Genomic DNA, 24,938 nt, shown 5'->3' on the forward strand with positions numbered 1-24,938 from the left:
GACCGGGTCGGCGCCGCCCCACAGTGCCAGTTGATCAGGCTGTCGTCCGGCGGCGGATACGGAGGCACCTCGCCTCCGGCGAGCGGTACGCACCCGATTCGGGGCGGCGGCCCGGGCGGGTCAGGCGCCGGCCGCGGTCCGCGGGGCGCACAGGGCGTTCGTCACGAGCTCGCGCGCGTATGCGGCGTCCAGTCGGCCAGGGCGGAAGAGGATGCGGTACATGATCGGCGCCACGACACGGTCGATCAGCAGTTCCGTCTCGGGCACCGGCTCCCCCCGCCGCACCGCACGGGCCAACACGGCGTCGATCTGCTCGGCGGCATACGCCGAACACCGACCGGCGTTGGTGCCGTCGGGGTCGCCGAGCAGGGCGTCCCGGATGTAGGCGCGGCCGGACGGCGAGGCCATCTCGTCGAGGAACTGTTCCGCCCACGCGTCGAGATCGGCTCGCAGGTTTCCGAGATCGGCCGGGCCCGTTTCCGGGCGCAGTCGTTCGACGGCCACGTCGGACAGGAGTTCTTGCAGGTCGCCCCAGCGACGGTAGATCGTGGAGGGGGTCACGCCCGCCCGAGTGGCCACCATCGGGACCGTGAGCGCGTCGCGGCCCGCCTCCTCCACGAGTTCACGTACCGCCGCATGAACGGACTCCTGTACGCGTGCGCTGCGCCCGCCGGGACGGGCCATGGGCTTGGGACTCATGCGATCCACCTTAACGCGAATCCGTTGCTTCTAGGCGGTGGCCGGTGCCGGCGACCCGCAGGGCGCCATGTCCGGGCGCCCGGGCACGACTCACGCCCCTGCGACGAGACGCGACCGCATGACCACGCGAACGTCCGCCTTCCCTCAGGCAGCGACGGGAGCGAGCCGCCCCGCGCCGGCCACCGACTCCTCGTAGACCCGGCCGACACGGAGCACCGTCGCGTCGCGGAAGGGGCGCGCCATCAGCTGCATACCGATCGGCAGTCCGGCGCGGTCGTGACCGACCGGCAGGGTGAGGGCCGGGACGCCGGTGATGTTGGCGGGTGCACAGAGGCGGACGTAGCTGTCCGACACGGCCTCGGTCGTGCCATCGGCCCACTCGACGGCTTCCCTCCCCGCCTCGGCGGCGGTCATCGGCACCGTCGGCGCGGCGAGGACGTCGACTCCGTCGAACATGCGGGCCCAGGCGTCCCTCATCATGGTGCGGGCCCGCTGGGCGCGGAGGTAATCGCCCGCAGAGGTGAGTTCACCGGCCTCCAGCAGGATGCGGACGTCCGCCGCGTACAGGTCGGGGACGGCCCGCAGCGACCGCTCGTGGTACGCGGTGGCCTCGGGGACCATCAGCCCCCACTGGACGGCCTGGATGTAACGCGCCATCGGGATCTCGACGTCGACGAGCTCCGCCCCGAGCTCCGCCAGCCGCTCGATCGCGCCGCGTACGGACTCCTCGACCTCGGGCGTGACCCGGTCGAAGTAGTGGTTCCGCGGTACGCCGACCTTCAGTCCTCGCAGATCGCCTCCCGGGAAGCGGTCCGGCACGGGGCCGGCCACGCTCGCCGGGTCGCGCGGGTCGTGGCAGGCGGTCGCCGACAGCACCAGCGCCGCGTCCTGGACGGTGCGGGTGACAGGGCCCACGTGGTCCAGGGACCAGGACAGCGAGGTCACGCCTGTGCGGGGGACCAGGCCGTAGGTCGGCTTGAGGCCCACCACGCCGTTCAGGGCCGCGGGGACGCGGATGGAACCGCCCGTGTCCGTGCCCATGGCGAACGTCGCCCCGCCGGCGGCGACAGCCACCGCCGAACCGCCGCTCGACCCGCCCGCGACCCGGCTGTGGTCCCAGGCGTTGTTCGTCTGCGGAGTGGTGAGGCCGTAGGCGAACTCATGCGTGTGCGTCTTGCCCAGGAGGACGGCCCCGGCGGCGCCGAGCCGTTCGGCCACCCGGCTGTCGTGTTCCGCCACGTGGCCTGCCCGGACGTGCGAGCTCGCCGTGGTCGGCATCCCCTCCGCGTCGATCAGATCCTTGAGCGCCATGGGGATCCCGTGCAGCGGCCCGCGCGGTCCACTGCCGGAGATCTCCCGTTCGGCGCGGGTCGCTGCGGCCAGGGCCGCGTCGGCGGCGACGGTGACGTAGGCGCCCAGCCGTCCTTCGACGGCGGCGATACGGGCGAGCACCGATTCGGTGAGTTCGACGGGGGACAGCTCCTGTGCGCGCACCGCACGGGAGGCTTCGGTCAACGACAGCTCAAACGGTTGCATCAGGCATTCCCCTGTCCGGCGCGGTAGGAGGAGGCGGGAGGGGTGTCGCCGAAGTCGAGCTCGCGCAACGTGCTGATCACGGAGTGGATGTAGTTGGCCGTCACGGCCACTTCTTCGTGTCGGCCTTCCCGGAGGGGGAGTCCCGCCCGCAGCGCCCCTCGGGCTGCCTCTTGGGGGCTGAGTTCGCTGGTCATGGTGTCCTTCCGGATCTGTGCGGCGCGACGGGCCGGGATTGGCCCGGCCCCTCGATCGCCGCAAACGCGAATCGTTTGCTTTAGTCGACCGTAGGGCCTACGGTGACTTAAAGCAAACCAATTGCTTTTACCCGGGAAGGGCCCTCATGCAGAGTGTCTCCGCGGGCCTCGTGTCTCCCCGCACCTCCACATCCGGACGCCTGCCGTTCGCCTTGCACGTCTCGATCCTGATCGCGCTGCTCGCCGCGTCCAGCGCGCCGACGCCGCTGTACCCCCGCTACCAGGCTCAGTGGCAGTTGTCGGCCCTCGACATCACCGTGGTCTTCAGCGCCTACGCCCTGGCGCTCCTGATCGCACTCCTGACCACCGGAACCCTTTCCGACCACGTCGGACGCCGCCCCGTGCTCCTGGGCGCGCTCGCGGTCCAGGTCGCCTCCATGGCACTGTTCGCGACGGCCGGCGGCCTGACCGCCCTGATCGGCGCCCGCGTGCTGCAGGGCATCGCGACCGGCGCGGCGACCGGCGCGGCGGGCGCGGCCCTCGTCGACCTGGGCGACCCCGCCCGGCCGGGTCTCCCCGCTCTGGCCAACAGCATCGCGCCGGTGACGGGCATGGCGGCCGGCGTCCTGGCGGCCACCCTCCTGGTGCGCTTCGCCCCCGTTCCGACGATCACGGTGTACGCGGTCCTGATCGCCGTGTTCGCCGCGCAGGCCATCGCCCTCGTCTTGACGCCCGAGACCGTCCGCCGCCGTCCCGGAGCACTGCGCTCGACGCGGCCCCACCTGGCGCTGCCGCCGGCGGCCGCCCACGCTCTCCTGCTCAACGGCGCCGGCGTCGTCGCCGTCTGGGCACTCGGCGGCTTCTACTCGTCCCTGGGGCCGGGCTTCACACGGCTCATCTCCCCCGACGGACCCGATCACGCGGGCGGCATGGTCTTCTTCACGATGACGGCCGTCGCCGCCCCGACGGTGTACTTCACGCGCAGGATGCGTGCCGACGTCTCCGCTCTTGTGGGGAGCTGCGCGGTGATTCCGGCGGCCGTCCTGACCCTGGGCGCCCTCCATCTCGCCGGCCCCGTACTTCTCTTCGCCGGGGCGGCGCTGGCCGGGTTCGGTTTCGGAGCCGTATCCCAGGGTGCGCTGCGCGCGGTCGTCGACTCGGTTCCGGCCTGGGAGAAGGGCGGCACGCTCGCCTCCTATTACGTACTCAGCTACCTGGCGATGAGTCTGCCCGCCATCGGCGCCGGCGCCCTCGCCGCCGGCTTCGGACTGCGTGCGGCGGCACTGGCCTACGCCTGCTGCGTGGCCGTACTGGCGACCGTCGCAGTCGCGACGCAGAGCGCGACGCTGCGTGGCCGGCGACGGTCACCGTCCCCGGACACCCACTCCGGCCCGGCAACGCGCAACTACACATCCGCCTCGCCCGGCACACCCGCACCAGACATCTCCCTCCTCGCGACCCATAACAGGTAAGGAAAGCCGCCGTGTTCACCTCATCGAAGACGACCGAGTCCACCACTTCCCCCGCCCCCTCGTGGACGGTGGGCGACCACACCGTACGACGCATCGACGAAGTGGTTCTGCCTGCCGGGACCGGCCCGTGGCTGCTGCCCGGGGCGACCACCGACCTCGTGAGCCGGACTCCCTGGCTGAGCCCCGAATTCGCCGACGGACAAGGCGTCCTGCGCCTGGCGAGTCACAGCTTCGCCGTCGAGGTGGACGGGATGCGGGTGCTGGTGGACACCGGCATCGGAAACGGGAAGCGGCGCGCCAACCCCGCCTGGCACAACCTGAACAGCGACTACGAAGCACGGCTACGGGCGGCGGGCTTCGCGCCGGAGAGCGTTGACGTCGTGGTCCTGACCCACCTCCACGCCGACCACGTGGGATGGAACACGCGTGCCGAGGGCGACGCCTGGGTGCCCACCTTCCCGAACGCGCGCTATCTCGCCTCGCGTACCGAGTGGGACTACTGGGCGGGTGTCGACATGGAGGAGGCACGTCGGCAGATGTTCCGGGACTCGGTCCATCCCGTCCGGGAAGCAGGTCTGTTCGACCTCATCGATGTCGCGGACGAGGGCACGGACGTCGCGCCGGGCATCCGTCTGCTTCCCACCCCCGGCCACACGCCGGGGCAGGTAGCGGTGGAACTGAGCAGCCGTGGCGAGACCGCACTGGTCACCGGCGACAGCATCCACCACCCGGTCCAGATGGCGCATCCGGAGCTCAGTAGCTGTGTGGACATCGCTCCCGAACTCGCGGCCAGGACCCGGAACCAGGTGCTCGACTCACTGGCCGGTACGTCGGCTCTCCTGCTCGGAAGCCATTTCCCGCAGCCGACCGCCGGACACGTGCGACGCGAGGACGGCGGGTACCGACTGGTCCCGGCTCCCTCAGGGGCCACGCCCATCGGCGGCTGAAGCGGATCGAAGCACCCGGGACGTGCCGCGCACCGAGTCCGTGCGGGTGACGTCCTGGGCGTCCGCGGCCGGGCGGCCCGGGAGCCGCCGCCGCGGCCCCGCTTCAGTCTCACGAACCGAGCGTCATGCGAGCGACAAGAATGATGGATGCACGGCGTGAACACCAGAAACGCACAAGGGGTATAAGCAGCCACCTTCTCGGCGGCGTTCAGGAAACGTTAAGTAAAAGATCTGGCAAGCTGGTTGTCGAAGGCGATCCAGCCCATTGACGACTGCCTCCGCAGCGGCCACCTTGATGGCGAAGCGAATTCCGTTCGACGATGAAAGCTGGAATGCCGATGAGAAGAATACGACACCGTGTCGCCTTCATTGCGGTCGTCGCGGCAGTCGCCGCAGCAATCCTCTTCTGGCCTGCGACGGAATCCGCACAGGCCTTTCCCCCCACCCCCAAGCAGACGGTGTTGAACTATCTTCGCTCCATTTCCGGCAACCACATCGTTTCCGGTCAGCACAACAAGGAGCCGGCTTCCGCACCCGGGCAGTACACGCAACAGGTCAAGGACGTGACAGGCCAGTATCCCGGCCTGTGGGGCGGCGACCTGATGTTCGGCGCCACGGACGTGGCCAACCGCCAGCGCGTGATCGACCAGGCGAAGACGGAGTGGGCGAACGGCTCCCTGGTCAGTCTCACCTGGCACGTCTGTCCGCCTACCGGCGGCAGCACCTGCGCCTTCGAGGGCGGTGTGAAGTCGAACATAACGAATGCGGAGTTCTCGCAGATCCTCGCCGAGGGAAGCGTTCTGAACAACGCCTGGAAGCGTCGCCTCGACGAGGTCGTCCCCTATCTCCAGCAGTTGAGGAACGCAGGTGTTCCGGTCCTCTTCCGGCCGCTGCACGAAATGAACGAATCGTGGAACTGGTGGGGAAACCGCCCCGGGTCGAACGGCAGTGCGCGCCTCTACCAGATCACTCGCGACTACCTCGCCGGGACGAAGGGTCTGGACAATCTGATCTGGGTCTGGAACGTGCAGGACAATCCGGCGGGCGGGTGGGGCGACTACTACCCGGGGAATCAGTACGTGGATGTCGTATCGCTGGACGTCTGGTACAAGAGCCACCCCAGTTCCGCCGACTACCAGCAGATGCGCACCATCGCGGGCACGAAGCCGATGGCCATCGCGGAGATCGGCAAGATGCCGACCGCTGCCCTGCTGGACAGCCAGACCCGGTGGGCGTGGTTCATGATGTGGTCCGAGCATCTGCGCGGGAACAACACCAACGCCGAGATCCAGGCGGCGTACTTCCACCCCCGTGTGCTGAACCAGGGTGAGGTCGTGCTGCCCTGACGCCCGGCGCGAGCGCTGCGCGGCTGAGCCTGCCGGGGGTGCGCCGGTCACAGCCAGCCGTGAAGCGCCCGGAGGAACCCGGCTGGATCATCACGGTGGACGGTGTGCCCAGCACCGTCCACCGTGCGTACGTGCCAGCCGCGGCGGCTCAGTGCCGAGGCCTGGGCCGGCGAGATCCGGTCACTGGGACCGGCGAGCAGGACGAGCGAGGGGACAACGGGGGCGTCCGGCAGGCCGGGCAGGTGCTGGAGCGCGGTGACGGACGCGGGGTCCCAGGTGGCGAGCGCCCGCTGCTCGTCGGTGATGTCGTCGTCGTGCCAGCGGGGGTGGGCCGTACGCAGCTCCCGCCAGGTGGCGTGTTTGCCGGCGCGCAAGGCGTCCAGGTCCCGTTTTCGGGGCACCCAGGCGGGGTCGCAGTGGACGGCGCGGGCGCAGCGCAGTCGCGGTACGGCGAGCAGCAGCGCGGCCGAGCCCAGTGAGTGACCGATGGCGAGGTCGGGCGTCACGAGCAAGGTGTCGAGCAGGTCGGCGGCGAGTGCGGTGGGTGTGTAGACCGGGGCGGGCCCGCTGGCTCCGTGGCCCGGCAGATCCACGGCGACGACCCGGTAACCGTGCTCGGCGATCGCCGGGGCGACGCGACTCCAGCCGCGTGAGTCGGACATGATGCCGTGCACCAGTACGGCTGTGCGGGGGCCTTCGCCCCAGACCCGGGATGTGAGCCTCACGAGACGCCGTCCGGGGTGTCCCGGGCCCGGTAGAGCAGCGCTCCCGCACCGGACACCGCACAGGGCGAGCCGGCCGGGACGACGACGTGTTTATCGGTCAGGCCGCAGCGCAGCACGTTGTCGGAGTTGGCCGGGAACCCCACACCTGTCCCCCACAGACAGGTGTGCGGCACTCCCGCCGCCACGTGCGGGGCTTCCCCTGTGCCGCGACTGACATGGTTGAGCAGTAGTGCCGCGGGCAGGCCGGGTTCGTCGGGGAAGTCGGCGGCCACGGTGGCGTACGCGGCGGCGGTCGAGCTCCACGAGCCGGGCGACCCGGCGAGCGCGGGCAGGGCGTCGGCGACGGCGCGCACCAGGCGTCGTGGCGCGGTCAGGGCCACCTGGAGTATGCCCCCGAGGGAGTCGCGCCGCGGGCGGGAACGCAGCGAAGCCGACCCGAGGCTCGCCTCTCCCGGATCGCCGACGGGGACGACTGCGATCGCGGCCGCCGGATCCGGGGTGCCGGGCCGGCCGGTGAGCGGTGACGGAGCGGCGTGGTGCGCGCCGAACCGCAGCTCGGCCCGGGGTTCCCCGTCGGGCCGCTGTCCGAGCAGGGCGGGGATCGCGGTGCGTGACCCCCAGGAGTAGGCGCGTACGACGGGGGCCGGCGAGGCGATTGCGGTCATGGTCTCTCCGGGAGACGTGGAAAGGGCCGCCCTCGGCGATCGCGGGCGGCGGGCTCGTGCCGGGCAGGCCTCGGGGGCTCGGGGGCTCGGGGGAGCCGTGCCCGGCAGGACGGGGTGAGATCAGTCCGTAGCGGTGATCGAGTCGATCCAGGCGGTGCCGGCCTTGCCGTTGGAGTAGAAGGACATCTGTGTGACGGAAGTGAGCAGGGCGGGGGGCACGGGCACGGGTGCAGCCCGGGCCCGGGCCACCGGCCCGGTGGCTTTGCGTCAGCCGGTGGTGTCCTGCGGGGGCGCGCTGCTGCCTCGGGGCAGCAGGACGGGGGTCGCGGCGGGTGCCGACGGGGGATTGCGGCGGTGCACGACGTCGAACAGCCGACGGGTGACCTCGGCACCGAAGCCGAAGACGTCGTGGCTCATCGCGGACAGGTTCGGATGCGTGAGCCGGCACAACTGGGAGTCGTCCCAGGCGATCAGGCTGACGTCCTTCGGCACGCTCAGGCCCATCTCGGCTGCCACGGACAGACCCGCGACGGCCATGATGTCGTTGTCGTAGACGATCGCCGTGGGCCGCTCCCGGGAGGCGAGCAGTGACCGGGTGGCTCGTGCGCCCTGCTCACCGGAGTAGTCGGTGGTGACGCTGCGGGCCGGCTCCAGGCCCAGCTCCGCCACGATCGCGTTCAGCGCGGCGGTACGGATCATGGTGTGGCCAAGCGTCGGGTGACCGCCCACCCGTGCGATCCGCCGGTGTCCGAGGGCGGCGAGGTAGCGCACCGCCTCGTGCACGGCGGCCTCGTCATCGGTCCACACCGAGGTGAAGTCGCCGGTCAGGGACGGGTGGCCGACCGCGACGGCCGGCAGCCCGACCGTCGCCAGTTCGGTGATCCGGGGGTCGTTCTGCCGGATGTCGACCAGGATGGAGCCGGCGATCCGGCGGGACTGCCACCACTGGCGGTGGACCGCTATCTCCTGGTCGGTGTCCCGTACGAGGTGCAGCAGCAGCGAACACCCCTGCTCCTCCAGGACCGACTCGACTCCGGAGATGAACTCCATGTAGAAGGGTTCGAGCCCGAGCTGCCGCGCGGGGCGGGCGATGACCAGGCCGACCGTGTCCCCCGCGCCGGTCGCCGAACCCGACAGCTTGATCGCGGCCTGGTTCGGCACCCAGCCCAGCTCGGCCACGGCCGCCATGATGCGTTCACGCGTGGCCTCCGATACGCCTGGCCGGTTGTTGAAGGCCAGGGACACCGCGCCGCGGGACACACCGGCCCGGGCGGCCACGTCAGTGATCGTGACGCGCCCGGGCCGACGTGCCCTTCCCTCATTCACGGACTTCTCCGACTCCGTTGACGCTGAACAGCGCCGCGCGGGCGGCCTCCGCATCGGGCTGCGGCCAGCCGCTGACCCGCCACGTCACGCTCTCGCCGGGCAGGAGCGTCACCCGCCCGTGGTCGGTGCGGGCGTGCGCGTCCAGACGGTCGGCCTGGAGCAGCAGGTCCCGTACGAGCGTGTCGGCCGTGACCGTGACCAGCGCGTCGTTCTCGCCGTCCGGGCTCACTCGGACCTCGTAGGAAGCGGTGGGGTAGGCGAACTCCCGGTCCGCACAGGGAAAGTGCACGGCGCGAAGGCCTCCCCCACTCTCGGCTTCTCCCCCACTCTCGGCTTCGCTCGAGCGGGGGGACCCCCATGAGCGGGGGGACCCCCACGTGTCGGCGACGAGGAACTCCTCGCGCACGTCACCGAACTGTGTGACCGACTCCGGTAGCCCGGCCGACGCCACCTCCCGTCCCGCGGCCTTCAGCGCGACCTCGGCGTGCGCCAGCACCGTTCCGTCCGCACCGATCCGGCGGACCGTCGCGGTGGTGTCCCAGACCGCCGCGCCCTGGTTGCAGCCCACCAGCACCAGTTCGCCGTCGCGGTCCTGGATCGTCAGCAGCCGGTCGGCGTAGAGCCGGCGCATCTCGTAGTAGAGGGGCTTGAGCCGGGCGTCGCCGTCGATCGCCGCCCAGGAGGTGACCGGCCAGCAGTCGTTGAGCTGCCACAGGACCGTGCCCGCGCAGCGGGGCCAGTGGGAGCGCCAGTGCTCGACGCCCGCGGCGACGGCCCGCGCCTGGTTGAGCTGGGTCAGGTAGTGCCAGGTGCCGAAGTCGGTCGGCTCCCTGAAGTGCGGGGCGAGTCCCCGGTTCAGCTTGCCGTTGCCGTCCTCCGCCTTCTGGTGGTGCAGCATGCCGGGTGAGTCGGCGGTCAACGGCCGTTCGGACAGGGCTCGTTCCAGTGTGGCGAGCGCCGGCGGCGCCTGCCAGCCGAACTCGGCGACGAAACGCGGCACGGTGGCGAGGTAGTCGCTGTAGTCGCGCCGGTTCCACACCTCCCAGGAGTGCGCGGTTCCGTGGTCGGGGTCGTTGGGTGTGCGGTCCCACGATCCCGACCAGGGGCTGCCCGCCCAATACGGGCGAGTCGGGTCCGTCTGCGCCACGACGCGCGGCAGCAGGCCGAGGTAGTAGCCCTCCCCCCAGGAGTCGCCGGCCAGGGTCTGCTCCCACTCCCAGTCGGCGAAGCCCCACAGGTTCTCGTTGTTCCCGTTCCACAGGACCAGCGACGGGTGGGGCATCAGCCGGACCACGTTCTCCCGGGCCTCGGCCTCGATCTCGGAGCGCAGCGGCTGCTCCTCCGGATAGGCGGCGCAGGCGAACAGGAAGTCCTGCCAGACCATCAGGCCCATCTCGTCGCACACGTCGTAGAAGGCCCGGTCCTCGTAGATCCCGCCACCCCACACCCGCACCAGGTCCACGCCCGCCTCGGCGGCCTGGGTGAGCCTGGCGCGGTAGCGGTCGGGGGTGACGCGGGTGGGGAAGACGTCGTCGGGGATCCAGTTCACGCCCCGGGCGAAGACGGCAGTGCCGTTGACACGCAGGGTGAAGGCGCTTCCGTGCTCGTCCGCGGACGTGTCGAGCTCGATCGTGCGGAAGCCGATGCGACGCTCCCACGTGTCCAGAGCTTCGCCGCCGTCGCAATCGCCGAGAACGACTGTGCAGCCGTACAGCGGCTGGTCACCGTAGCCGCGCGGCCACCACAGTGCCGCGTCCGGGACCCGTACCGTCATCGTGACGGTGTGCTCCCCCGGGGCGACGGCGATCTCCGTGGACGCGTCACCGACCGCGGCCACCAGCCGCAGGGCACGGTCACGTCCGGTCGCGGTGCGGTCCAGGTCGACGACGATCTCGGCGACGCCGGTGCCGTCCTCTGCGACGGTGACGTGCGGGCGGACCGCGGCCAGCCGGGCCGTGGACCACTGCTCGATCCGAGCTTCGCGCCACACGCCGGCCGTCACCAGTGTGGGGCCCCAGTCCCAGCCGAAGGAGCAGGCCATCTTGCGGACGTAGTTGAACGGCTCGGGGTAGGAGTTGGGCCGCTCCCCCAGCGCTGTCCGCACCTCCTCCGCTTCGACGTAGGCGGAGGTGAAGGCGACCTCGAGCGGCGCGGGTCCGTCCGTCAGCAGTTCGGTGACGTCGAACCGGTAGGAGCGGTGCATGTTGCGGGTACGGCCCAGCAGCCGGCCGCCGACGTGGACGGCCGCGACCGTGTCCAGACCGTCGAAGACCAGGTCGGCGCGTTCGAAGGCGCCGTTCCGCCGGGGCAGTTCGGTCACGTAGGTCCAATCGGCACGGCCCACCCACGACGCCTCATCCTCGTTGCGGTCGAGGTACGGGTCGGCCAGCAGGCCCGCCGCCATCAGGTCGGTGTGGACGCAGCCGGGCACCCGCGCCGGCACGGCGGTCCCGGCCAGCCCCGGGGGTGCCTGCTCGGGCGTGTGACGGTCGGTGTTCAGACGCAGCGTCCAACCCTGGGACATCGGGGTGCGGACCTTCATGCGGGACTCCTTGTGAGACGTGGTGCGGGGCGCGGTGGGCGGGCGGGTCACTTGCTGGAACCGGCCGCGAAGCCGCTGTAGATGAAGCGCTGCAGCGCCAGGAAGATGATCAAGGTGGGGACGATCACCAGGATCGCGCCGGCGGAGATGGTCTCCCACTGGGCGCCGAAGGGGCCCTTGAAGCGGAACAGGGCGGTGGAGATGGTGCCGAGTTCGGGATCGGGCATGTAGAGGAAGGGCACGTAGAAGTCGTTGTAGACGGCGATGCCCTTGACGATGACGACGGTGGCGACGGCCGGCCGCAGCATCGGAAAAATGATCTTCCGGTAGATCGTCCAGGAGTTGGCGCCGTCGATGCGCGCGGCCTCGTCCACGGAGAGGGGAATCGATCGGATGAACTGGAGGAAGATGTAGATCGAGACGATGTCGGTACCGCTGTAGAGCAAGATGGGTGCCCAGCGGGTGTTGAAGGCGCCCAGGTCGTCGATCACCTGGAAGGTGGCGACCTGCGTGGTCACGCTGGGGACCAGCGAAGCCAGCAGGAAGAGGCCCGTCACCAGCTTCTTCAGGCGGAACCGGAAACGGTCGATGGCGTAGGCGGTCATCGAGCCGATCAGTACGGTCCCGGCGGTGGAGACCACGAGGATCAGCGCCGTGTTGCCGAACGCCTGTAGCATCGCGCCCTGTTCGAAGGCGGTGGCGTAGTTGGCGAAGTTGAACCAGTCGCCGGGCAGCGACAGCGGGCCGTCGTTCACGATCTCCGACCGCGTTTTCAGCGAGGTCAGCACAACGACGCCGAGGGGCACGAGGACCACGGCCGACGCCAGCAGCAGGGACAGGTACTTCGCGGTGGCGGCGGTGCGGGACGAGGCGCCGCGGTCGCGGCGCGGACGCCGGGCGGGGATGGTGGTGCCGGTGGTCACGAGAGTTCCACCCTCTCCTCGGGGATCAGCCGGCGCTGGACCCAGGTGATCAGCAGGATGAGGACCAGCAGGACGACGGCCGAGGCCGAGGCCAGGCCGACTTTGTCGAACTGGAAGGCGAGCTTGACCGTCTGGATGACGAACGTCTCTGTGCCGTTGGCGCCGCCGGTCATGATGTAGGGGATCTCGAACACGGCCAGGGAGCCGGACACGGCGAGAATGAAGCTCAGGCTGATGACGGGCTTGATGCTGGGCGCGATGACGTGCCGGAACTGCTGCCAGCGGTTCGCTCCGTCCAACTGCGCCGCCTCGTACAGGTGCGGCGGGATCGACTGGATGGCGCCGAGGAACAGGACCATGTTCAGCCCCATGAAGCGCCACACCGACACTCCGGCGAGTGAGGGGTTGGCCAGGTCCGGGTCACCCAGCCACAGGTGCTTGCCGTCCACGCCGATCAGGCGCAGCAGTGTGTCGAGGGTGCCGTCGGGCTGGAAGAAGTACAGGAACACGAATCCGACGGCCACCCCGTTGATCAGGTAGGGGAAGAACAGCAGGCCCTTGAACAGGTTGCGGAACCGGGTGTCGAAGCTGAGGACCGTCGCGAAGTACAGGGCGAGAGCGATCTGCGCGACGGAGGCCGCCAGGTAGAAGCCGCTCACGAGGAAGACCTCGAACCGGGCGGACCGCGTGACCAGGTCGGTGTAGTTCTCCGCGCCCACGTAGGAGCGTGTGGGGCTGACGCCGTCCCAGTCGGTGAAGCTGTAACCGATCATGTCGGCCACCGGGAGGTAGGTGAACATCACCAGCAGCGTCAGGGGCGCGGCCAGGAAGAGCCAGGGGGTCAGCACGGCGGTACGGCGGCGCCTGCCGGTGCGTGGCCGGCCGACGTCGGACTCGGGAGGCGGAGCACTTCGCCGGCCGACGGCGTGCGCCGCGGCGCGGGTCTTGTGGACAGCGGTCATCTCGTGGTTCCTCGTGGTCGGTTCCCGGTCAGGCGTACTGAGCGGCGACGGCACGGCGCGCGAGGGGGCACGTGGAGTCCCGGTATGCCCCGGGCGAGTTCTCCAGCGTCGTCGCCGTGCCGTGGTGCGATCAGCCGCCGAGGGTCTGCTGCGCCTCGGACCACTTGCCGTTCAACTCGTCGAAGTAGCTGTCCATGTCCCCGTCGGCCGCGCCGCGAGCGACGTCGACGAGCTTCTGCCGGTAGTCCTGCACGGTGATGCCGATCTCCGACGCCTTATCGATCTCGTTGACCTCGGCACGGTTCTTCTGGTGCTGCGGAATCGTGGTGACATCGTTGTCGGTGAACGCCTTCAGCGTGTCGGGCAGCGGGGCGCCCTTCACGGAGGAGATGGATCCTTCGGCCGCGGCCTGGCCGGACTTGGTGATGTACCAGTCGATCCACGCGCGGGCGGCGGTCTTCTTGTCGGAGTGGACGTTGACCGCGTACTGGTAGTCGGGACGCAGGACGGAGCAGAACTTCCCGTCCTTCTGCGCGGGGAACGGCATGAACCCGATGTCGTCGGGGTTCTCGCCTGCCGCCTCCGCCGCGGCGCGCATCTGGGAGATCGCCCAGGAACCGAGCCACATCGAGGCGACCTTGCCGGTCCCGATCTGCGCCTTGGAGTCTTCCCAGTTGGTCGTGGTGGGGTCGGGTTCGATCAGTTCCTTCTCGACGATCGTGTAGAGCAGCTTGTCGATCGTGTACAGGTCCGACCCCTCGGTCCAGGGCTTGCCGGTCGTCGCGAGCGCATCGTAGGCACCGGGGTCGCACTCGGGAGAACCGATGGCGTTCGTCCAGTTGGTCAGTGGCCAGCCGTCCTTGTAGTTCGTGTAGTACGGGACGGCGCCGGTCTTCGCCTTGATCGTCTCCAGGTCCGCGACGAACTCCTCCGGCGTGGCGGGCCAGTCGGTGATGCCGGCCTTCGTCCAGACCGCCTTGTTGTAGACGAATCCGTTGGCCACACCGATGTTGGCCAGCCCGTATACCTGGCCGTCCACGGTGGCGTGGTCGGTGTAGTCGAACTTCGCCGACAGTTCGTCGGCCTTGCCCAGTGGGGCGAAGAAGGTGGGGTACTGCTCGACGGACAGGGAGTTGGGGATCAGCAGGACGTCACCGTACTTGTCGGTGTTCATCCGGATCTTGGTCTCGCCCTCGTAGTCGGTCAGGCCCTCGAACTTGACCTTCACACCCGGGTACACCTTGCGGAACTCCGCGGCGTACTTCTCCAGCGTGCCGTCGGATATCTGGTCCGTCCTGTTGGTCAGCACCGTGATCTCGCCCGACACCTTGGCCGGATCACTCGGCGGAGCGGCGATTCCGCCACGCTCGTCGCCCCCCTGACCGCTACAGGCTGTGGCCGCCACCATGATCGCAGCCACAAGAGTCACCCAACTTCTCCGCATCCCCGCCGCCTCTCGTCGCGAACTGTCGAGTTCAGGCTCCGGGGGACGCCGCATCGAACACCAGGACCCCGGCCTGATGAGCGCTCAACGTAGACGTAACTTCGCGACCATGTCCATAGACCGGTCTAGATCGATTTTGCTGATTTACAGGCCACTGAGCTGCGCATTTACTAAACCATGACTAAATCTGAGCCACCCTGGAGATCTCATCCGGAGGAGTTGCGCATCCCTGTGGACATCGTTGTCATGAGCGTGCTCCGATGTGACGGTGTCCTGCCCCGGCTGTACACATCACCCTTCGGGAGGCCATCACCATGAGTAGTCAGCAACTCGCCGTCCCGGCCTCGGAAGATGTCCTGATAGCAGCCCTCTACATCGGGGGAACCAAGATCGCGGGTGCGCTCGTCACTTCGGCCGGCGCTCTCGTCCACCACCTGCGCCGCACCACCCGGCGCGGGAATCCGCGGACACACTCCTCCACGCCGTGTATCGGTGGTGAACGCCCTGGCTGCCACCCCGTCCCGGATCTGTCAGCCCCGTCGACATCCCCGCCCGGCGCGACTTCCCGCTCGTCGAATCCGTCCGTGCGCATCCGGCGCCGGCGCACAGGCCCGCCGGGCCGGCGGGCAACGCGGTGGCGATGGCCGCAGCCGAGCACCGCCACGGCGCCGCACGGCGCCGCACGGGGCCACGGGGCCACGGGGCCACGGGGCCACGGGGCCACGGGGCCACGGGGACGCACTGTGCCTGGTCGTGTCCACGGGCGTGGGCTCCGGTTCTGATCCTCGACAACCAGGTGCGCCACGGCCTCACCGGCAACGCCGGTCACCTCGGGCACATCAGCGTCGACTTCGACGGCGAACCCTGCCCGTGCGGTGCGAGTGGTTGCCCGGAAGGGGTCGCCAGCGGTATGGCCATCACCCGGCACGCTGCCGTGTCGTGGCCCTCCCCTGCCCACGGCGCCAGACGGTGCGGGCCTCGGTCCGAGGCTTCCCTCGCCGCCGGGCACCGGAAGTACGGGGGGGTGCCGCGTCGGGGGCCGGCTGCGGAGCGGGTATCGGCGACCAGCTCTGACGACGGCTTCGGCCGGTGGTTTCTCGCCAGTGTCGGAGTCATGTGAGGTAGAGCACTTCCAGGAGCCATAGGCAGGGGCGGCGACGTCAGCCTAGAGTCCTGGGGTTTGCGGAGCCTTTGCCTCCGCGTCCCCCGGCCCGACCGTCCGTTCCGTACACGACCTGTACGCGCATGCGGAAACCGGGCCGACTCCCCGACTTACGAGGAACCGGGAAGCACTCGCATGAGCACGTTGGAAGCCTGGGTCGTCGATCTCAACGACGTCTTCTGGACATATCTGCTGATTCCGCTGGTCGCCGTCGTCGGCGTCTGGTTCACATTGCGCTCCAAGGGCGTGCAGATCCGCCTGATCCCGGAGATGTTCCGGGTCTTCAAGGACAAGCCGCAGTCCGGCGTCAGCCCCTTCGGCGCCTTCACCATCTCCGCCGCCGCGCGCATCGGCACCGGCAACATCGCCGGTGTGGCCACCGCGATCACCATGGGCGGCCCCGGAGCCGTCTTCTGGATGTGGATGATGGCCCTGATCGGCGGTGCCTCGGCGTTCGTCGAGTCGGTCCTGGCCCAGCTTTACAAGGTGCGCGACACCGAGCCCGGTACGTACCGAGGCGGCCCGGCCTACTACATGCAGAAGGCGCTCGGAATGCGCTGGCTCGGCGTGGTCTTCGCCGTGCTGATCACGCTGACGTTCGGGTTCGTGCTGACCGCGGTGCAGTCCAACACCATCACGGTGGCGACGAAGGGCTCCTTCGGCTCGGACGCCTCCTGGTTCAACCCCGTCCTGGGCGTTGCGCTCGCCGTGCTGCTCGCACTGGCGGTGTTCTTCGGGGTGAAGCGCCTGACGGCCGTCACCAAGGTCATCATCCCGGTGATGGCCGGGCTCTATCTGCTGGTCGGCCTCGTCATCGTGCTCCTCAACCTCGGCAGCGTGCCGGGCATGCTCGGCGACATCATCGGCGGGGCCCTCGGCTTCCGCGAGGTCGCGGGTGGCGCCGTGGGTACGGCGATCCTGCAGGGCGTGCGGCGCGGCATGTTCTCCAACGAGGCGGGCATGGGTTCCGCCCCGAACGCCGCCGCGTCCGCGGAGACCACCCACCCGGTCAAGCAGGGCCTGGTCCAGACCCTGGGCGTCTACTTCGACACCCTGGTCATCTGCACCATGACCGCCTTCGTGATCCTTTCCGCGAACCCGACCCTCGGTGAGCGCGGCGGCGCGGACGTCACGCAGTCCGCCTTCACCAGCACACTCGGCGACTGGGCCGGTCACCTGCTGACCCTGGTGATCTTCATGGTCGCCTTCAGCTCCATGATCGGTAACTACTACTACGGCGAGTCCAACATCCAGTTCATCACCCGCAGCAAGAGCGTGATGAACTCGTACCGCGCCGTGGTCATCGCCTGCGCCGTCCTCGGGGCGATCGGCTCCGTCCCGCTGGTCTGGAGCCTCGCGGACGTGACGATGGGCGCGATGGTCCTGGTCAACCTGATCGCGATCGTCCCCCTCGGCGCGGTCGCCTTCCGCCTCCTCGACGACTACATGGCCCAGCGCAGCCAGGGCCTCGACCCGGTCTTCCGAAAGGACCAGGTGCCGGGCCTGCGCGGCGAGGTGGAATGCTGGGGCGCGTCGGACGAGGAGTTCACTCCGAAGGAGCGGACGCCGGTCGGCTCCCCCTGACACGAACGCGCCCCGGCGCGACCGTACACGTCACAGGGCGGCATCCTGCAAGGGGCGCCGCCCTCGGGCGTCACAGGGCCGGGCGGCCGAGTTCGGCCACCCCGTCGGCCATCATGCGGTGCGCGCACATCAGGTAGGTGCCGCGGACGGGCGTCGTGTCGGTGCCGAAGCCATAGACGGCGACCGCGACGTCCGCCTCGTCGGCGGGGTGGCCGGACTCAGCGGCTGTTCGGAGCAGGAGAAGGCAGTGACGTCCCTCAGTGGCCTCTCGCGGTGGGGGCCGGTGAACATGAGTTCCCGCCGTGGCCACCAGATGCGGCGGACACCTGCCCACCTGTAGGAGACCAACGATGCGCAGGCCGCTCAGCTCAACGAGCACACTGACGCGTTTCCGCAGGTCAGCGGAGCCTCCCTCGCGGCTTCAACGGCACCGGCGGCAGTTCCGGTGCGGACAGCGGAGCACCGTCGTAGCCCTTCACCTCCCCGAACCGGGAGCCTTCCATCCAGTCCCGACGCGCCTGCTCGATCTCCTCCTGGGAGCGCCCGATCCAGTTCCAGAACATGATCAGCTCCTCCTCGAACGGCTCGCCGCCCAGCAGCATCAGCCCCGCGTCCGAGTCGGCGCGCAGCGGCAGTTCGTCGCGGCCGCAGCCGAGGTAGAGCATCGAGCCCGGGACCAGCGGCACGCCGTCGACGTGCGCCTCGCCGGCCATGGACAGGACGGCGTACTCGAAGTCCCGCTCCAGTGGGAGGCGTACGTCCGTGCCGCCGGTGAGGGTCAGGTCGGCGCCGACGAGAGGGGTGTACGTCGTTCCCGGTGAGGTGGTGCCGTCGAGGGTGCCGAGGAGCAGGGTGGCGCTCAAGCCGGGGGCCGTGACGAGCGGCAGGTCGGCGTGGAACTCGAAGTGCGGCTCGGTGTGGCGGTGGACGTCCGGCAGAGCGACCCACAGTTGCGCGCCGTGCAGGTACCGGGCGTGCGACCGCGGGCTCTCCTCGGAGTGGCTGATCGCGCGGCCGGAGGTCATCAGGCCCAGTTGACGCGGGCGGATGGTCTGCAGGCTGCCGGTGGAGTCGCGGTGCAGCACCTCGCCCTCGTGCAGCCAGCTCACCGTCTGCAGGCCCATGTGCGGGTGCGGCGGCACCTGCATGCCGGGCTCGTCGGCGATGTCGTCGGGGCCGTAGTGGTCGACGAAGCACCAGGCGCCGACCATGCGCCTGCCCAGGTTGGGCAGCAGGCGGCGGACCTCGGTGGACTCGCCGAGCCTGACGTGGCGAGGGCTGAGGAGTTCCCGCACGGGCTCCGCCACCACGAAGCCGCGGCCGCCGCACAGGCTGGGAACCGCCTCACGATCAAGATTGCTCATGCCGCCCAACCTAGCCCCGCACGGGCTCTTGCGTCAGACCGTCCGCCGGCCGTCACCGTGGCTGGGCGGACACGGCCCTCCCGGCGCCCGCCCCCACCGATGGTGGAATGTTCAACCATGTTGCGTGGTTGCAGCACTCGAAGGAGGTCACGAGTGGACACGACGTACTACGACCACGGAACGCCGGCGGAGCGCTGGGAGCGCGCGCGGATGTTCTTCGAGGCCAAGGACTACGCCGCCGCGGCACGCGTCCTGGGCGGTCTGGTCGGGGAGGTGCCCGACCAGACCGGGCCGCGGCTGCTGCTCGCGCGCGCCTACTACCACTCGGCCCAACTGCGGCGCGCGGAGGCCGAGCTGCGGATCGTCGTCGAGCACGATCCCGCCGAGCAGTACGCCCGGCTGATGCTCGGACGCACCCTCGAACGGCAGGGGCGGCAGGCGGAGGCCGACGCGCAGTTGCGGATCGCCGCCGCACTGGCGGGCGACTTCGCCGGCCGCTGAGCGGCGACGTCACGCGGGGCGGTGAGTACGGCACCGTACTCACCGCCCCGCCCGGCCGCGGCGCTTCACCGCTTCGCCGTAGCGCCGTCCGCGTACGTCCGCCGCCCCCGCCGGTAGGCGATCTCGCCGAGTACGACGTCGGCCGCGAAGAACGCGACCAGCGGGATGCCGAGCAGCGGCACGAAGTAGCCGAGGACGGCGACCGCCGCGAGCAGCGGGACGAGGAGCGACGGCGGCACCCGCTGCCACGCTCCACGCGGGACCGGACGGCCGAACGCGGAGCCCCGGCCACGCTGCCACCACATGCGGTAGCCCAGGACGATGAGCAGGATCAGGGAGGCGGCCAGCACCATCAGGGCGATCTGGTTGGGCAGGCCGAACAGGCTGCCGGTGTGCAGGTCGATGCCCCAGCGGCTGAGCTTGGCGAGCACCGGGTAGTCGGCGAAGCGGAGTACGTCGGTCACCTCGCCCGTCGCCGGGTCCACGGCGACCGAGTCCTGCTTCTCGGGCCAGCTTCGCTGCACCTGCTTGACGACATAGGCCGAGGACGCGTCCGGGGGCGGGACGATCTCCACGGGGTCGCCCAGGCCCTCGGTGCGCGCGGCGGCCAGAACCCCGTCCAGACCGACCCCGTGCGCGGCGTCCGCGCCGGCGCCCGACGCCGCGCCGTGGCCGGCGTGCTCGCCGCCCCCGGCCGCCGACGCCGACACGGACGGTGTCGTCTGGCCGAGCGCGACCCGCAGGTCCTCGATGTTCGCCCCGGCGTACGTCGACCAGGTGAGGCCGGTCGCCGAGAGGAAGACGAATCCGGCCGCGGCCCATGCGCCGACCGTGCCGTGCAGGCCCAGGGTGCGGCGCCGGCCGCCGGTGCCGCGCACCGTGCGGCGGGCCCGACGGCGGGAGAACCAGAGCACCAGGCCGCCGCCCGCGACCACCCACAGCCAACTGGCGGCGAACTCGCTGTACAGGCGGCCGGGTTCGCCCAGGTGCAGGTCACGGTGGAACTCGTCGATCCAGGTGCGCAGCGGCAACGCGCCGGTCGAGCCGTACTGTTCGAGGGCGCCGCGCACCTTCGCGGTGTACGGGTCGACGAAGACCGCGAGCGTGTGGTCCGGGTCGACGCCCTCGACGCCGGACAGCAGCACCCTGGTGGTGGCGTCGGCCTCGGGTGAGGGACGTACGGCCGACAGCGTGCCCTGGGGATGGGCCTGCCGGGCGGCGGCGACCTGCTCGGAGACCGGCAGCTTGCGGTCACCCACGTCGGGAACGGTCAGTTCCTGTGCGTAGAGCAGCTTCTCGGCCTGGAACGAGGCGGCGTAGAGGAAGCCGGTGGCCGCCGCGATCAGCAGGAAGGGCGCCACGAACAGCCCGGCGTAGAAGTGCAGGCGCAGGACCGGCGGGCGCAGTGTGGACCATCTGCCGGGCGAAGGCGGCGGGGTCGGCGGTTTCGGGGCGTCGTCCGTGGAGGTCGGGGACGTGGTGGTCATCTGCGGGCGCTCCGGGAACGTCGTGGGGACGGGGTGGTCCCAGTGGTCGGGGCGCGAGCGAGCCGGGTTCCCGGCCCTGAACGTGGTCTGCCTCACACCGTCGGGGCCGCCCGGTGGATGCCGTACGCCGTGACATCCTGGTGCGATGGGAACTCCGATCGATCGCGCCCCCCTTGCCGAGCGGGTCGAGGAACTCCTCGCCGCCGACGGACCGTTGCCGATCGTCGAGGCCGGCGATCCGGTGCTGCGGCGCGTCGCCGAGCCGTTCGACGGGCAGTTGGAGCCATCGCTGCTGGGGCGGTTCGTCGAGGCGCTGCGCGTCACCATGCAGGCGGCGCCGGGTGTCGGCCTGGCCGCGCCGCAGGTGGGGGTGGGACTCCGGATCGCGGTGATAGAGGACCCGGCGCCGGTGCCGGACGAGGTGCGGGTGGCGCGCGGGCGGGTGCCGCAGCCGTTCCGGGTGCTGGTCAACCCGTCGTACGAGGCCGTGGGCGCCGGGCGCGCCGCGTTTTTCGAGGGCTGTCTGAGTGTGCCGGGGTGGCAGGCGGTGGTGGCCCGGCACACCGAGGTGCGGCTGGTGGCGCGGGACGCGTTCGGGCGGGCGGTGGACGAGGTGTTCGCGGGGTGGCCGGCGCGGATCGTGCAGCACGAGACGGATCATCTGGACGGCACGTTGTATCTGGACCGGGCCGAGTTGCGGTCGCTGGCGTCGAACCGGGCGATGGCGGAGCTGTGGGGACAGGTGACGCCGGAGCGGGCCGCGGCGGGGCTGGGGTTCGGACTGCCCGGGTCCGCCGGGTCCGGGGGGCCCGCGGGGCCGGCGGTCTGACCGGCCGCCCGGGTTGGGCGCGAGAGGGCGCGGCGGTGGGTGCGCGGCCCGGCGTCGCGGGGTGCCTCCCCCGCTCCCGGCTCCGCTCGAGCGAGAGGTGTCCCCACCGCCCGCCCAAGCGGCCCCAGTGGCACGGCTGCCCGCGGCTGCTGCGACGACGGCAGGCCGCGGGCAGCGGCGGTGCGGCTGTGCGGAGGGGCGGTCAGTTGTCCCGGTACGACTCCAGCAGCCTCAGCCATACCTCGCTGATCGTCGGGTACGACGGGACCGCGTGCCACAGGCGGCCGACCGGGATCTGGCCGGCGACGGCGACGGTCGCGGAGTGGATCAGCTCGCCGACGCCCGGGCCGACGAAGGTGACGCCGCGGACGATCTCGTCCTCCAGGTCGACGACCATGCGGGCGCGGCCCTTGTAGCCCTCGCCGTACAGGCTCGCGCCGGCCACCGTGGCGAGGTCGACGTCGACCGCGCGGACGCGGTGGCCGGCCTGCTCGGCCTCGGCCAGGGTCAGGCCGACGGAGGCCGCCTCGGGATCGGTGAACACCACCTGCGGCACGGCGTCGTGGTCGGCGGTCGCGGCGTGCACGCCCCACGGGCCGGAGTCCAGGTCCGGCATGCCGGAGGCGCGGGCGGCGATGGCGGCGCCCGCGATGCGGGCCTGGTACTTGCCCTGGTGGGTGAGCAGGGCGCGGTGGTTGACGTCGCCGACGGCGTAGAGCCAGTCGTGGCCCTCCACTCGGAGGCTGTCGTCGACGGGGAGCCAGGAGCCCGGTTCCAGTCCGACGGTCTCCAGGCCGATGTCGTCGGTGCGGGGCACGCGGCCGGTGGCGAAGAGGATCTCGTCGGCCTCGAGGCGGTCGCCGGTGTCGGTGACGGCGACGACGGTGCCCCCTTCCCGGGTGACGGACTCGACGGAGGTGCCGGTGCGGATGTCGACGCCGGCGTCGGTGAGCGCCTCGGCGACCAGTTCGCCGGCGAACGGTTCCATACGGGCGAGCAGGCCGCCGTCGCCGCGCACCAGGACCGTCACCCGGGAGCCGAGGGCCTGCCAGGCGGTGGCCATCTCGACGGCGACGACTCCGCCGCCGACCACGATCAGCCTGCCCGGCGCGCTCTCGGCGCTGGTGGCCTCGCGGCTGGTCCAGGGGCGCACCTCGGCGATCCCGGGCAGGCCCGGCAGGGCGGCGCCGCTGCCGGTACACACGGCGACGGCGTGCCGGGCGGTCAGTACCCGGCGGGTGCCGTCGGGCGCGGCCACCTCCACCGTGCGCGGCCCGGCGAGCCGTCCCCGGCCGCGGTACAGGTCGGCGCCGATGCCCTCCACCCACTGGACCTGGCCGTCGTCCTTCCAGTGGGAGGTGTACTCGTCGCGGCGGGCGAGGACCGCCGGGGCGTCGAGGGGCTCGCGCACCGACCGGCTCAGACCGGGCAGGCGGCGGGCTTCCGCGCGGGCGATGACCGGGCGCAGCAGGGCCTTGCTGGGCATGCACGCCCAGTAGGAGCATTCGCCGCCGACCAGTTCGCTCTCCACGATCGCGGTGGACAGCCCGGCCGCGCGGGTGCGGTCGGCGACGTTCTCCCCCACGGGGCCCGCGCCGATCACGACGACGTCGTACGCGATGGAATCCGATTGCGTCATGGGGTCAGTCTGGTGGGTGGTGTGCGACGTGGCCACATGGGTACGTGCGCGGAATACCCACCAGGTCGGCAGTGTTGTGCCGACGGCTTACGCCCCGAACCCAGGAAGAGGGATCACCCCATGACCAGCACCGTGGAGCTCACCAAGGAGAACTTCGACCAGACGGTCACGGACAACGAGTTCGTCCTGATCGACTTCTGGGCGTCGTGGTGCGGTCCGTGCAAGCAGTTCGCCCCGGTCTACGAGAAGGCGGCCGAGGCCAACCCCGACCTCGTGTTCGGCAAGGTGGACACCGAGGCGCAGCCGGAGCTTGCCCAGGCCTTCGGCATCCAGTCGATTCCGACGCTGATGATCGTCCGGGACCAGGTGGCCGTGTTCGCGCAGCCGGGCGCGCTGCCCGAGGAGGCCCTGACGGACGTCATCGGCCAGGCCCGGAAGCTGGACATGGACGAGGTCCGCAAGGCGGTCGCCGATCAGCAGGCGCAGGCCGAGGGCCAGGCCGGGCAGGACGGCCAGTAGCGGCGGAACGGGGCCGGCCGCCGGTCAGCTCGACTCCCGGTGCACCACCGCCGCGCCCAGCACCGTGTGGCGCTCGGGCGCGGCGCCCGGGTCGTGGACCGCGCGGTCGACCAGGGCGGCCAGGTCGCGGCCGGAGGGCATCTCCAGGTGGACGGTACTCAACCGGGGCCGGAGCAGACGGCCCAGCATCAGGTCGTCGGCGCCGATCACGGCCGCGTCCCCGGGGATGCCGAGGCCCTCGTCCTGCAGGGCCCGCATCAGCAGCATGGCGTACTCGTCGTTGTACGCGAACACGGCGTCCAGGCCGAGTGAGCCCCAGCGGGCGGCCAGCCGGGCGGCGCCTCGCTCCTCGTAGGCGAGGGGCAGTTCGGTGACGGTCGCGTCGGTGTCGCGCACCGCGCGTCGGGCGCCGGTCAGGCGCGGTGCCGAGAAGAGCTCCAGCCCGTTCTCCGCGGGCACGACGACGCCGATCCTGCGGCGTCCGCGGTCGTAGAGGTGGCGGGCCGCCGCGTGGCCGACGGTCTCGTGGTCCATGAGCAGTGCGTGCGCTCCCTCGACGGCCTCCGGACCGAGGGTGACGACCGCCCGGGCGCCCGAACGTTTGAGGACGTCCACGCCCCGCGGGCCGAGCCCCGAGCCGGGTACCAGGACGGCGACCGGGCGCAGTTCGGCCCAGCACCGGGCGGCCTCGTCGTCGTGCCGGCCGACGGTGCCGTACTGCACGACGGTGTAGTCGAGGCGGCCGAGGGCCCACTGGAGCTCGCCGATGAAGCGGCTGTAGAGCGGGCCGACGGGGAAGGACGGCGCGGGCATCAGCACCGTACGGCTGTGTCCGGCGCGCAGGGAGCGGGCCGCGGCGTGCGGGACGTATCCGAGCTCCCGGGCGGCCTGGTGGACGCGGCGGCGGGTGGGCTCGCTGATCCGGACGGCGCTGGTGTTGTTCAGGACGTAGGAGACGGTCGCGCGCGAGACGCCGGCCAGGCGGGCCACATCGGCGCTCGTGGGGACGGAGCGCGGTGCGAGGGACTCGGGGGCGGGCGGTTTCGGTATCTGCACCATGACGTACGGCATC

At 70.9% G+C, this 24,938-nt stretch carries 23 protein-coding genes; 8 read left to right on the forward strand and 15 right to left on the reverse strand.

Features of this window, described 5'->3' with window-relative positions:
* Positions 1–120 precede the first annotated feature (120 nt).
* The 3 genes from B1H29_RS03750 to B1H29_RS03760 all read right to left on the reverse strand — a co-directional run bounded on the left by B1H29_RS03750 (position 121) and on the right by B1H29_RS03760 (position 2,429).
* Complete coding sequence (locus B1H29_RS03750) at positions 121–699, reverse strand: TetR/AcrR family transcriptional regulator (protein ID WP_055421119.1); 579 nt, start codon at positions 697–699, stop codon at positions 121–123.
* Between the two features lie 144 nt (positions 700–843).
* Positions 844–2,235, reverse strand: coding sequence for an Asp-tRNA(Asn)/Glu-tRNA(Gln) amidotransferase GatCAB subunit A (locus B1H29_RS03755; protein ID WP_055421118.1), 1,392 nt, complete (start codon positions 2,233–2,235; stop codon positions 844–846).
* On the reverse strand, positions 2,235–2,429 hold the full coding sequence (locus B1H29_RS03760; protein WP_055421117.1) for a hypothetical protein: 195 nt from the start codon (positions 2,427–2,429) through the stop codon (positions 2,235–2,237). Before B1H29_RS03760 ends, B1H29_RS03755 begins: the two co-directional genes overlap by 1 nt.
* Positions 2,430–2,575: 146 nt before the next feature.
* Between B1H29_RS03760 and B1H29_RS03765 the strand changes: the two genes are divergently transcribed.
* The 3 genes from B1H29_RS03765 to B1H29_RS03775 all read left to right on the forward strand — a co-directional run bounded on the left by B1H29_RS03765 (position 2,576) and on the right by B1H29_RS03775 (position 6,194).
* The gene (locus B1H29_RS03765) at positions 2,576–3,901 is read left to right on the forward strand and encodes an MFS transporter (RefSeq protein ID WP_055421116.1); all 1,326 of its coding nucleotides are present in this window, start codon (positions 2,576–2,578) and stop codon (positions 3,899–3,901) included.
* An 11-nt stretch (positions 3,902–3,912) separates the two neighbouring features.
* Positions 3,913–4,848 carry an MBL fold metallo-hydrolase gene (locus tag B1H29_RS03770; protein WP_234393164.1) on the forward strand — a complete coding sequence of 312 codons (936 nt, stop codon included), beginning with the start codon at positions 3,913–3,915 and terminating at the stop codon, positions 4,846–4,848.
* A 320-nt stretch (positions 4,849–5,168) separates the two neighbouring features.
* Positions 5,169–6,194, forward strand: coding sequence for a glycosyl hydrolase (locus B1H29_RS03775; protein WP_234393163.1), 1,026 nt, complete (start codon positions 5,169–5,171; stop codon positions 6,192–6,194).
* A gap of 47 nt (positions 6,195–6,241) precedes the next feature.
* Here B1H29_RS03775 and B1H29_RS03780 read toward each other — a convergent pair whose 3' ends face one another.
* The 7 genes from B1H29_RS03780 to B1H29_RS03810 form a co-directional block, all read right to left on the reverse strand.
* Positions 6,242–6,919, reverse strand: coding sequence for an alpha/beta fold hydrolase (locus B1H29_RS03780; RefSeq protein ID WP_079160000.1), 678 nt, complete (start codon positions 6,917–6,919; stop codon positions 6,242–6,244).
* Positions 6,916–7,584: a hypothetical protein gene (locus B1H29_RS03785; RefSeq protein ID WP_055421114.1), complete on the reverse strand. Its 669-nt coding sequence runs from the start codon at positions 7,582–7,584 to the stop codon at positions 6,916–6,918. The genes B1H29_RS03780 and B1H29_RS03785 overlap by 4 nt, the downstream gene beginning before the upstream one ends.
* 267 nt (positions 7,585–7,851) lie before the next feature.
* A complete protein-coding gene (locus B1H29_RS03790) occupies positions 7,852–8,862 on the reverse strand; it encodes a LacI family DNA-binding transcriptional regulator (protein ID WP_267891994.1) in 1,011 nt (336 codons plus the stop codon).
* Between the two features lie 40 nt (positions 8,863–8,902).
* The gene (locus tag B1H29_RS03795; protein WP_055421112.1) at positions 8,903–11,452 is read right to left on the reverse strand and encodes a glycoside hydrolase family 2 protein; all 2,550 of its coding nucleotides are present in this window, start codon (positions 11,450–11,452) and stop codon (positions 8,903–8,905) included.
* 47 nt (positions 11,453–11,499) lie between these two features.
* Entirely contained in the window at positions 11,500–12,375 is an 876-nt protein-coding gene (locus B1H29_RS03800) for a carbohydrate ABC transporter permease (protein WP_079160001.1), read from the reverse strand.
* A complete protein-coding gene (locus tag B1H29_RS03805) occupies positions 12,372–13,337 on the reverse strand; it encodes a carbohydrate ABC transporter permease (protein WP_055421111.1) in 966 nt (321 codons plus the stop codon). The genes B1H29_RS03800 and B1H29_RS03805 overlap by 4 nt, the downstream gene beginning before the upstream one ends.
* A 130-nt stretch (positions 13,338–13,467) precedes the next feature.
* Positions 13,468–14,781: an ABC transporter substrate-binding protein gene (locus B1H29_RS03810; protein ID WP_055421110.1), complete on the reverse strand. Its 1,314-nt coding sequence runs from the start codon at positions 14,779–14,781 to the stop codon at positions 13,468–13,470.
* A 640-nt stretch (positions 14,782–15,421) separates the two neighbouring features.
* On the opposite strand from B1H29_RS03810, the gene B1H29_RS40135 reads away from it, so the two are divergent.
* Together B1H29_RS40135 and B1H29_RS03820 are read left to right on the forward strand one after the other, a co-directional pair.
* Positions 15,422–15,901, forward strand: a complete 480-nt coding sequence (locus B1H29_RS40135) for an ROK family protein (RefSeq protein WP_409350934.1) — start codon at positions 15,422–15,424, stop codon at positions 15,899–15,901.
* A gap of 177 nt (positions 15,902–16,078) precedes the next feature.
* Positions 16,079–17,527 (forward strand): alanine/glycine:cation symporter family protein, encoded by a 1,449-nt coding sequence (locus B1H29_RS03820; RefSeq protein WP_055421109.1) that lies wholly within the window; start codon positions 16,079–16,081, stop codon positions 17,525–17,527.
* A gap of 70 nt (positions 17,528–17,597) precedes the next feature.
* Here B1H29_RS03820 and B1H29_RS03825 read toward each other — a convergent pair whose 3' ends face one another.
* The gene (locus tag B1H29_RS03825; protein ID WP_159027763.1) at positions 17,598–17,837 is read right to left on the reverse strand and encodes a hypothetical protein; all 240 of its coding nucleotides are present in this window, start codon (positions 17,835–17,837) and stop codon (positions 17,598–17,600) included.
* An 88-nt stretch (positions 17,838–17,925) separates the two neighbouring features.
* Positions 17,926–18,891 carry a pirin family protein gene (locus B1H29_RS03830; RefSeq protein ID WP_055421107.1) on the reverse strand — a complete coding sequence of 322 codons (966 nt, stop codon included), beginning with the start codon at positions 18,889–18,891 and terminating at the stop codon, positions 17,926–17,928.
* Positions 18,892–19,044: 153 nt separating this feature from the next.
* Between B1H29_RS03830 and B1H29_RS03835 the strand changes: the two genes are divergently transcribed.
* Positions 19,045–19,392: a tetratricopeptide repeat protein gene (locus B1H29_RS03835; RefSeq protein WP_055421106.1), complete on the forward strand. Its 348-nt coding sequence runs from the start codon at positions 19,045–19,047 to the stop codon at positions 19,390–19,392.
* A 65-nt stretch (positions 19,393–19,457) separates the two neighbouring features.
* Here the strand turns inward: B1H29_RS03835 and B1H29_RS03840 are convergent, their stop codons facing one another.
* Positions 19,458–20,879: a PepSY-associated TM helix domain-containing protein gene (locus B1H29_RS03840; RefSeq protein WP_055421105.1), complete on the reverse strand. Its 1,422-nt coding sequence runs from the start codon at positions 20,877–20,879 to the stop codon at positions 19,458–19,460.
* A gap of 145 nt (positions 20,880–21,024) precedes the next feature.
* Between B1H29_RS03840 and B1H29_RS03845 the strand changes: the two genes are divergently transcribed.
* Complete coding sequence (locus B1H29_RS03845; RefSeq protein ID WP_055421104.1) at positions 21,025–21,708, forward strand: peptide deformylase; 684 nt, start codon at positions 21,025–21,027, stop codon at positions 21,706–21,708.
* A 202-nt stretch (positions 21,709–21,910) separates the two neighbouring features.
* On the opposite strand, the gene B1H29_RS03850 is transcribed toward B1H29_RS03845, so the two are convergent.
* Entirely contained in the window at positions 21,911–23,347 is a 1,437-nt protein-coding gene (locus tag B1H29_RS03850; protein WP_055421103.1) for a dihydrolipoyl dehydrogenase family protein, read from the reverse strand.
* 120 nt (positions 23,348–23,467) lie between these two features.
* On the opposite strand from B1H29_RS03850, the gene trxA reads away from it, so the two are divergent.
* Positions 23,468–23,866, forward strand: a complete 399-nt coding sequence (gene trxA, locus B1H29_RS03855) for a thioredoxin (RefSeq protein WP_055421102.1) — start codon at positions 23,468–23,470, stop codon at positions 23,864–23,866.
* 24 nt (positions 23,867–23,890) lie between these two features.
* On the opposite strand, the gene B1H29_RS03860 is transcribed toward trxA, so the two are convergent.
* A complete protein-coding gene (locus B1H29_RS03860; RefSeq protein WP_055421101.1) occupies positions 23,891–24,925 on the reverse strand; it encodes a LacI family DNA-binding transcriptional regulator in 1,035 nt (344 codons plus the stop codon).
* Positions 24,926–24,938: the final 13 nt, after the last annotated feature.

Origin of the sequence: Streptomyces pactum (assembly GCF_002005225.1) — a bacterium.
Classification (GTDB): Bacteria; Actinomycetota; Actinomycetes; order Streptomycetales; family Streptomycetaceae; genus Streptomyces; species Streptomyces pactum_A.

What these genes read in the sequence shown, in the direction of transcription:
- B1H29_RS03795 (WP_055421112.1), bottom strand. Translation starts at nt 11,452, where the DNA reads ATGAAGGTCCGCACCCCGATGTCCCAGGGTTGGACGCTGCGTCTGAAC.
- B1H29_RS03840 (WP_055421105.1), bottom strand. Translation starts at nt 20,879, where the DNA reads ATGACCACCACGTCCCCGACCTCCACGGACGACGCCCCGAAACCGCCG.
- B1H29_RS03830 (WP_055421107.1), bottom strand. Translation starts at nt 18,891, where the DNA reads ATGAGCAATCTTGATCGTGAGGCGGTTCCCAGCCTGTGCGGCGGCCGC.
- B1H29_RS03860 (WP_055421101.1), bottom strand. Translation starts at nt 24,925, where the DNA reads ATGGTGCAGATACCGAAACCGCCCGCCCCCGAGTCCCTCGCACCGCGC.
- B1H29_RS03750 (WP_055421119.1), bottom strand. Translation starts at nt 699, where the DNA reads ATGAGTCCCAAGCCCATGGCCCGTCCCGGCGGGCGCAGCGCACGCGTA.
- B1H29_RS03785 (WP_055421114.1), bottom strand. Translation starts at nt 7,584, where the DNA reads ATGACCGCAATCGCCTCGCCGGCCCCCGTCGTACGCGCCTACTCCTGG.
- B1H29_RS03760 (WP_055421117.1), bottom strand. Translation starts at nt 2,429, where the DNA reads ATGACCAGCGAACTCAGCCCCCAAGAGGCAGCCCGAGGGGCGCTGCGG.
- B1H29_RS40135 (WP_409350934.1), top strand. Translation starts at nt 15,422, where the DNA reads ATGGCCGCAGCCGAGCACCGCCACGGCGCCGCACGGCGCCGCACGGGG.
- B1H29_RS03805 (WP_055421111.1), bottom strand. Translation starts at nt 13,337, where the DNA reads ATGACCGCTGTCCACAAGACCCGCGCCGCGGCGCACGCCGTCGGCCGG.
- B1H29_RS03810 (WP_055421110.1), bottom strand. Translation starts at nt 14,781, where the DNA reads ATGCGGAGAAGTTGGGTGACTCTTGTGGCTGCGATCATGGTGGCGGCC.
- trxA (WP_055421102.1), top strand. Translation starts at nt 23,468, where the DNA reads ATGACCAGCACCGTGGAGCTCACCAAGGAGAACTTCGACCAGACGGTC.
- B1H29_RS03775 (WP_234393163.1), top strand. Translation starts at nt 5,169, where the DNA reads ATGAAAGCTGGAATGCCGATGAGAAGAATACGACACCGTGTCGCCTTC.
- B1H29_RS03755 (WP_055421118.1), bottom strand. Translation starts at nt 2,235, where the DNA reads ATGCAACCGTTTGAGCTGTCGTTGACCGAAGCCTCCCGTGCGGTGCGC.
- B1H29_RS03820 (WP_055421109.1), top strand. Translation starts at nt 16,079, where the DNA reads ATGAGCACGTTGGAAGCCTGGGTCGTCGATCTCAACGACGTCTTCTGG.
- B1H29_RS03850 (WP_055421103.1), bottom strand. Translation starts at nt 23,347, where the DNA reads ATGACGCAATCGGATTCCATCGCGTACGACGTCGTCGTGATCGGCGCG.
- B1H29_RS03765 (WP_055421116.1), top strand. Translation starts at nt 2,576, where the DNA reads ATGCAGAGTGTCTCCGCGGGCCTCGTGTCTCCCCGCACCTCCACATCC.
- B1H29_RS03845 (WP_055421104.1), top strand. Translation starts at nt 21,025, where the DNA reads ATGGGAACTCCGATCGATCGCGCCCCCCTTGCCGAGCGGGTCGAGGAA.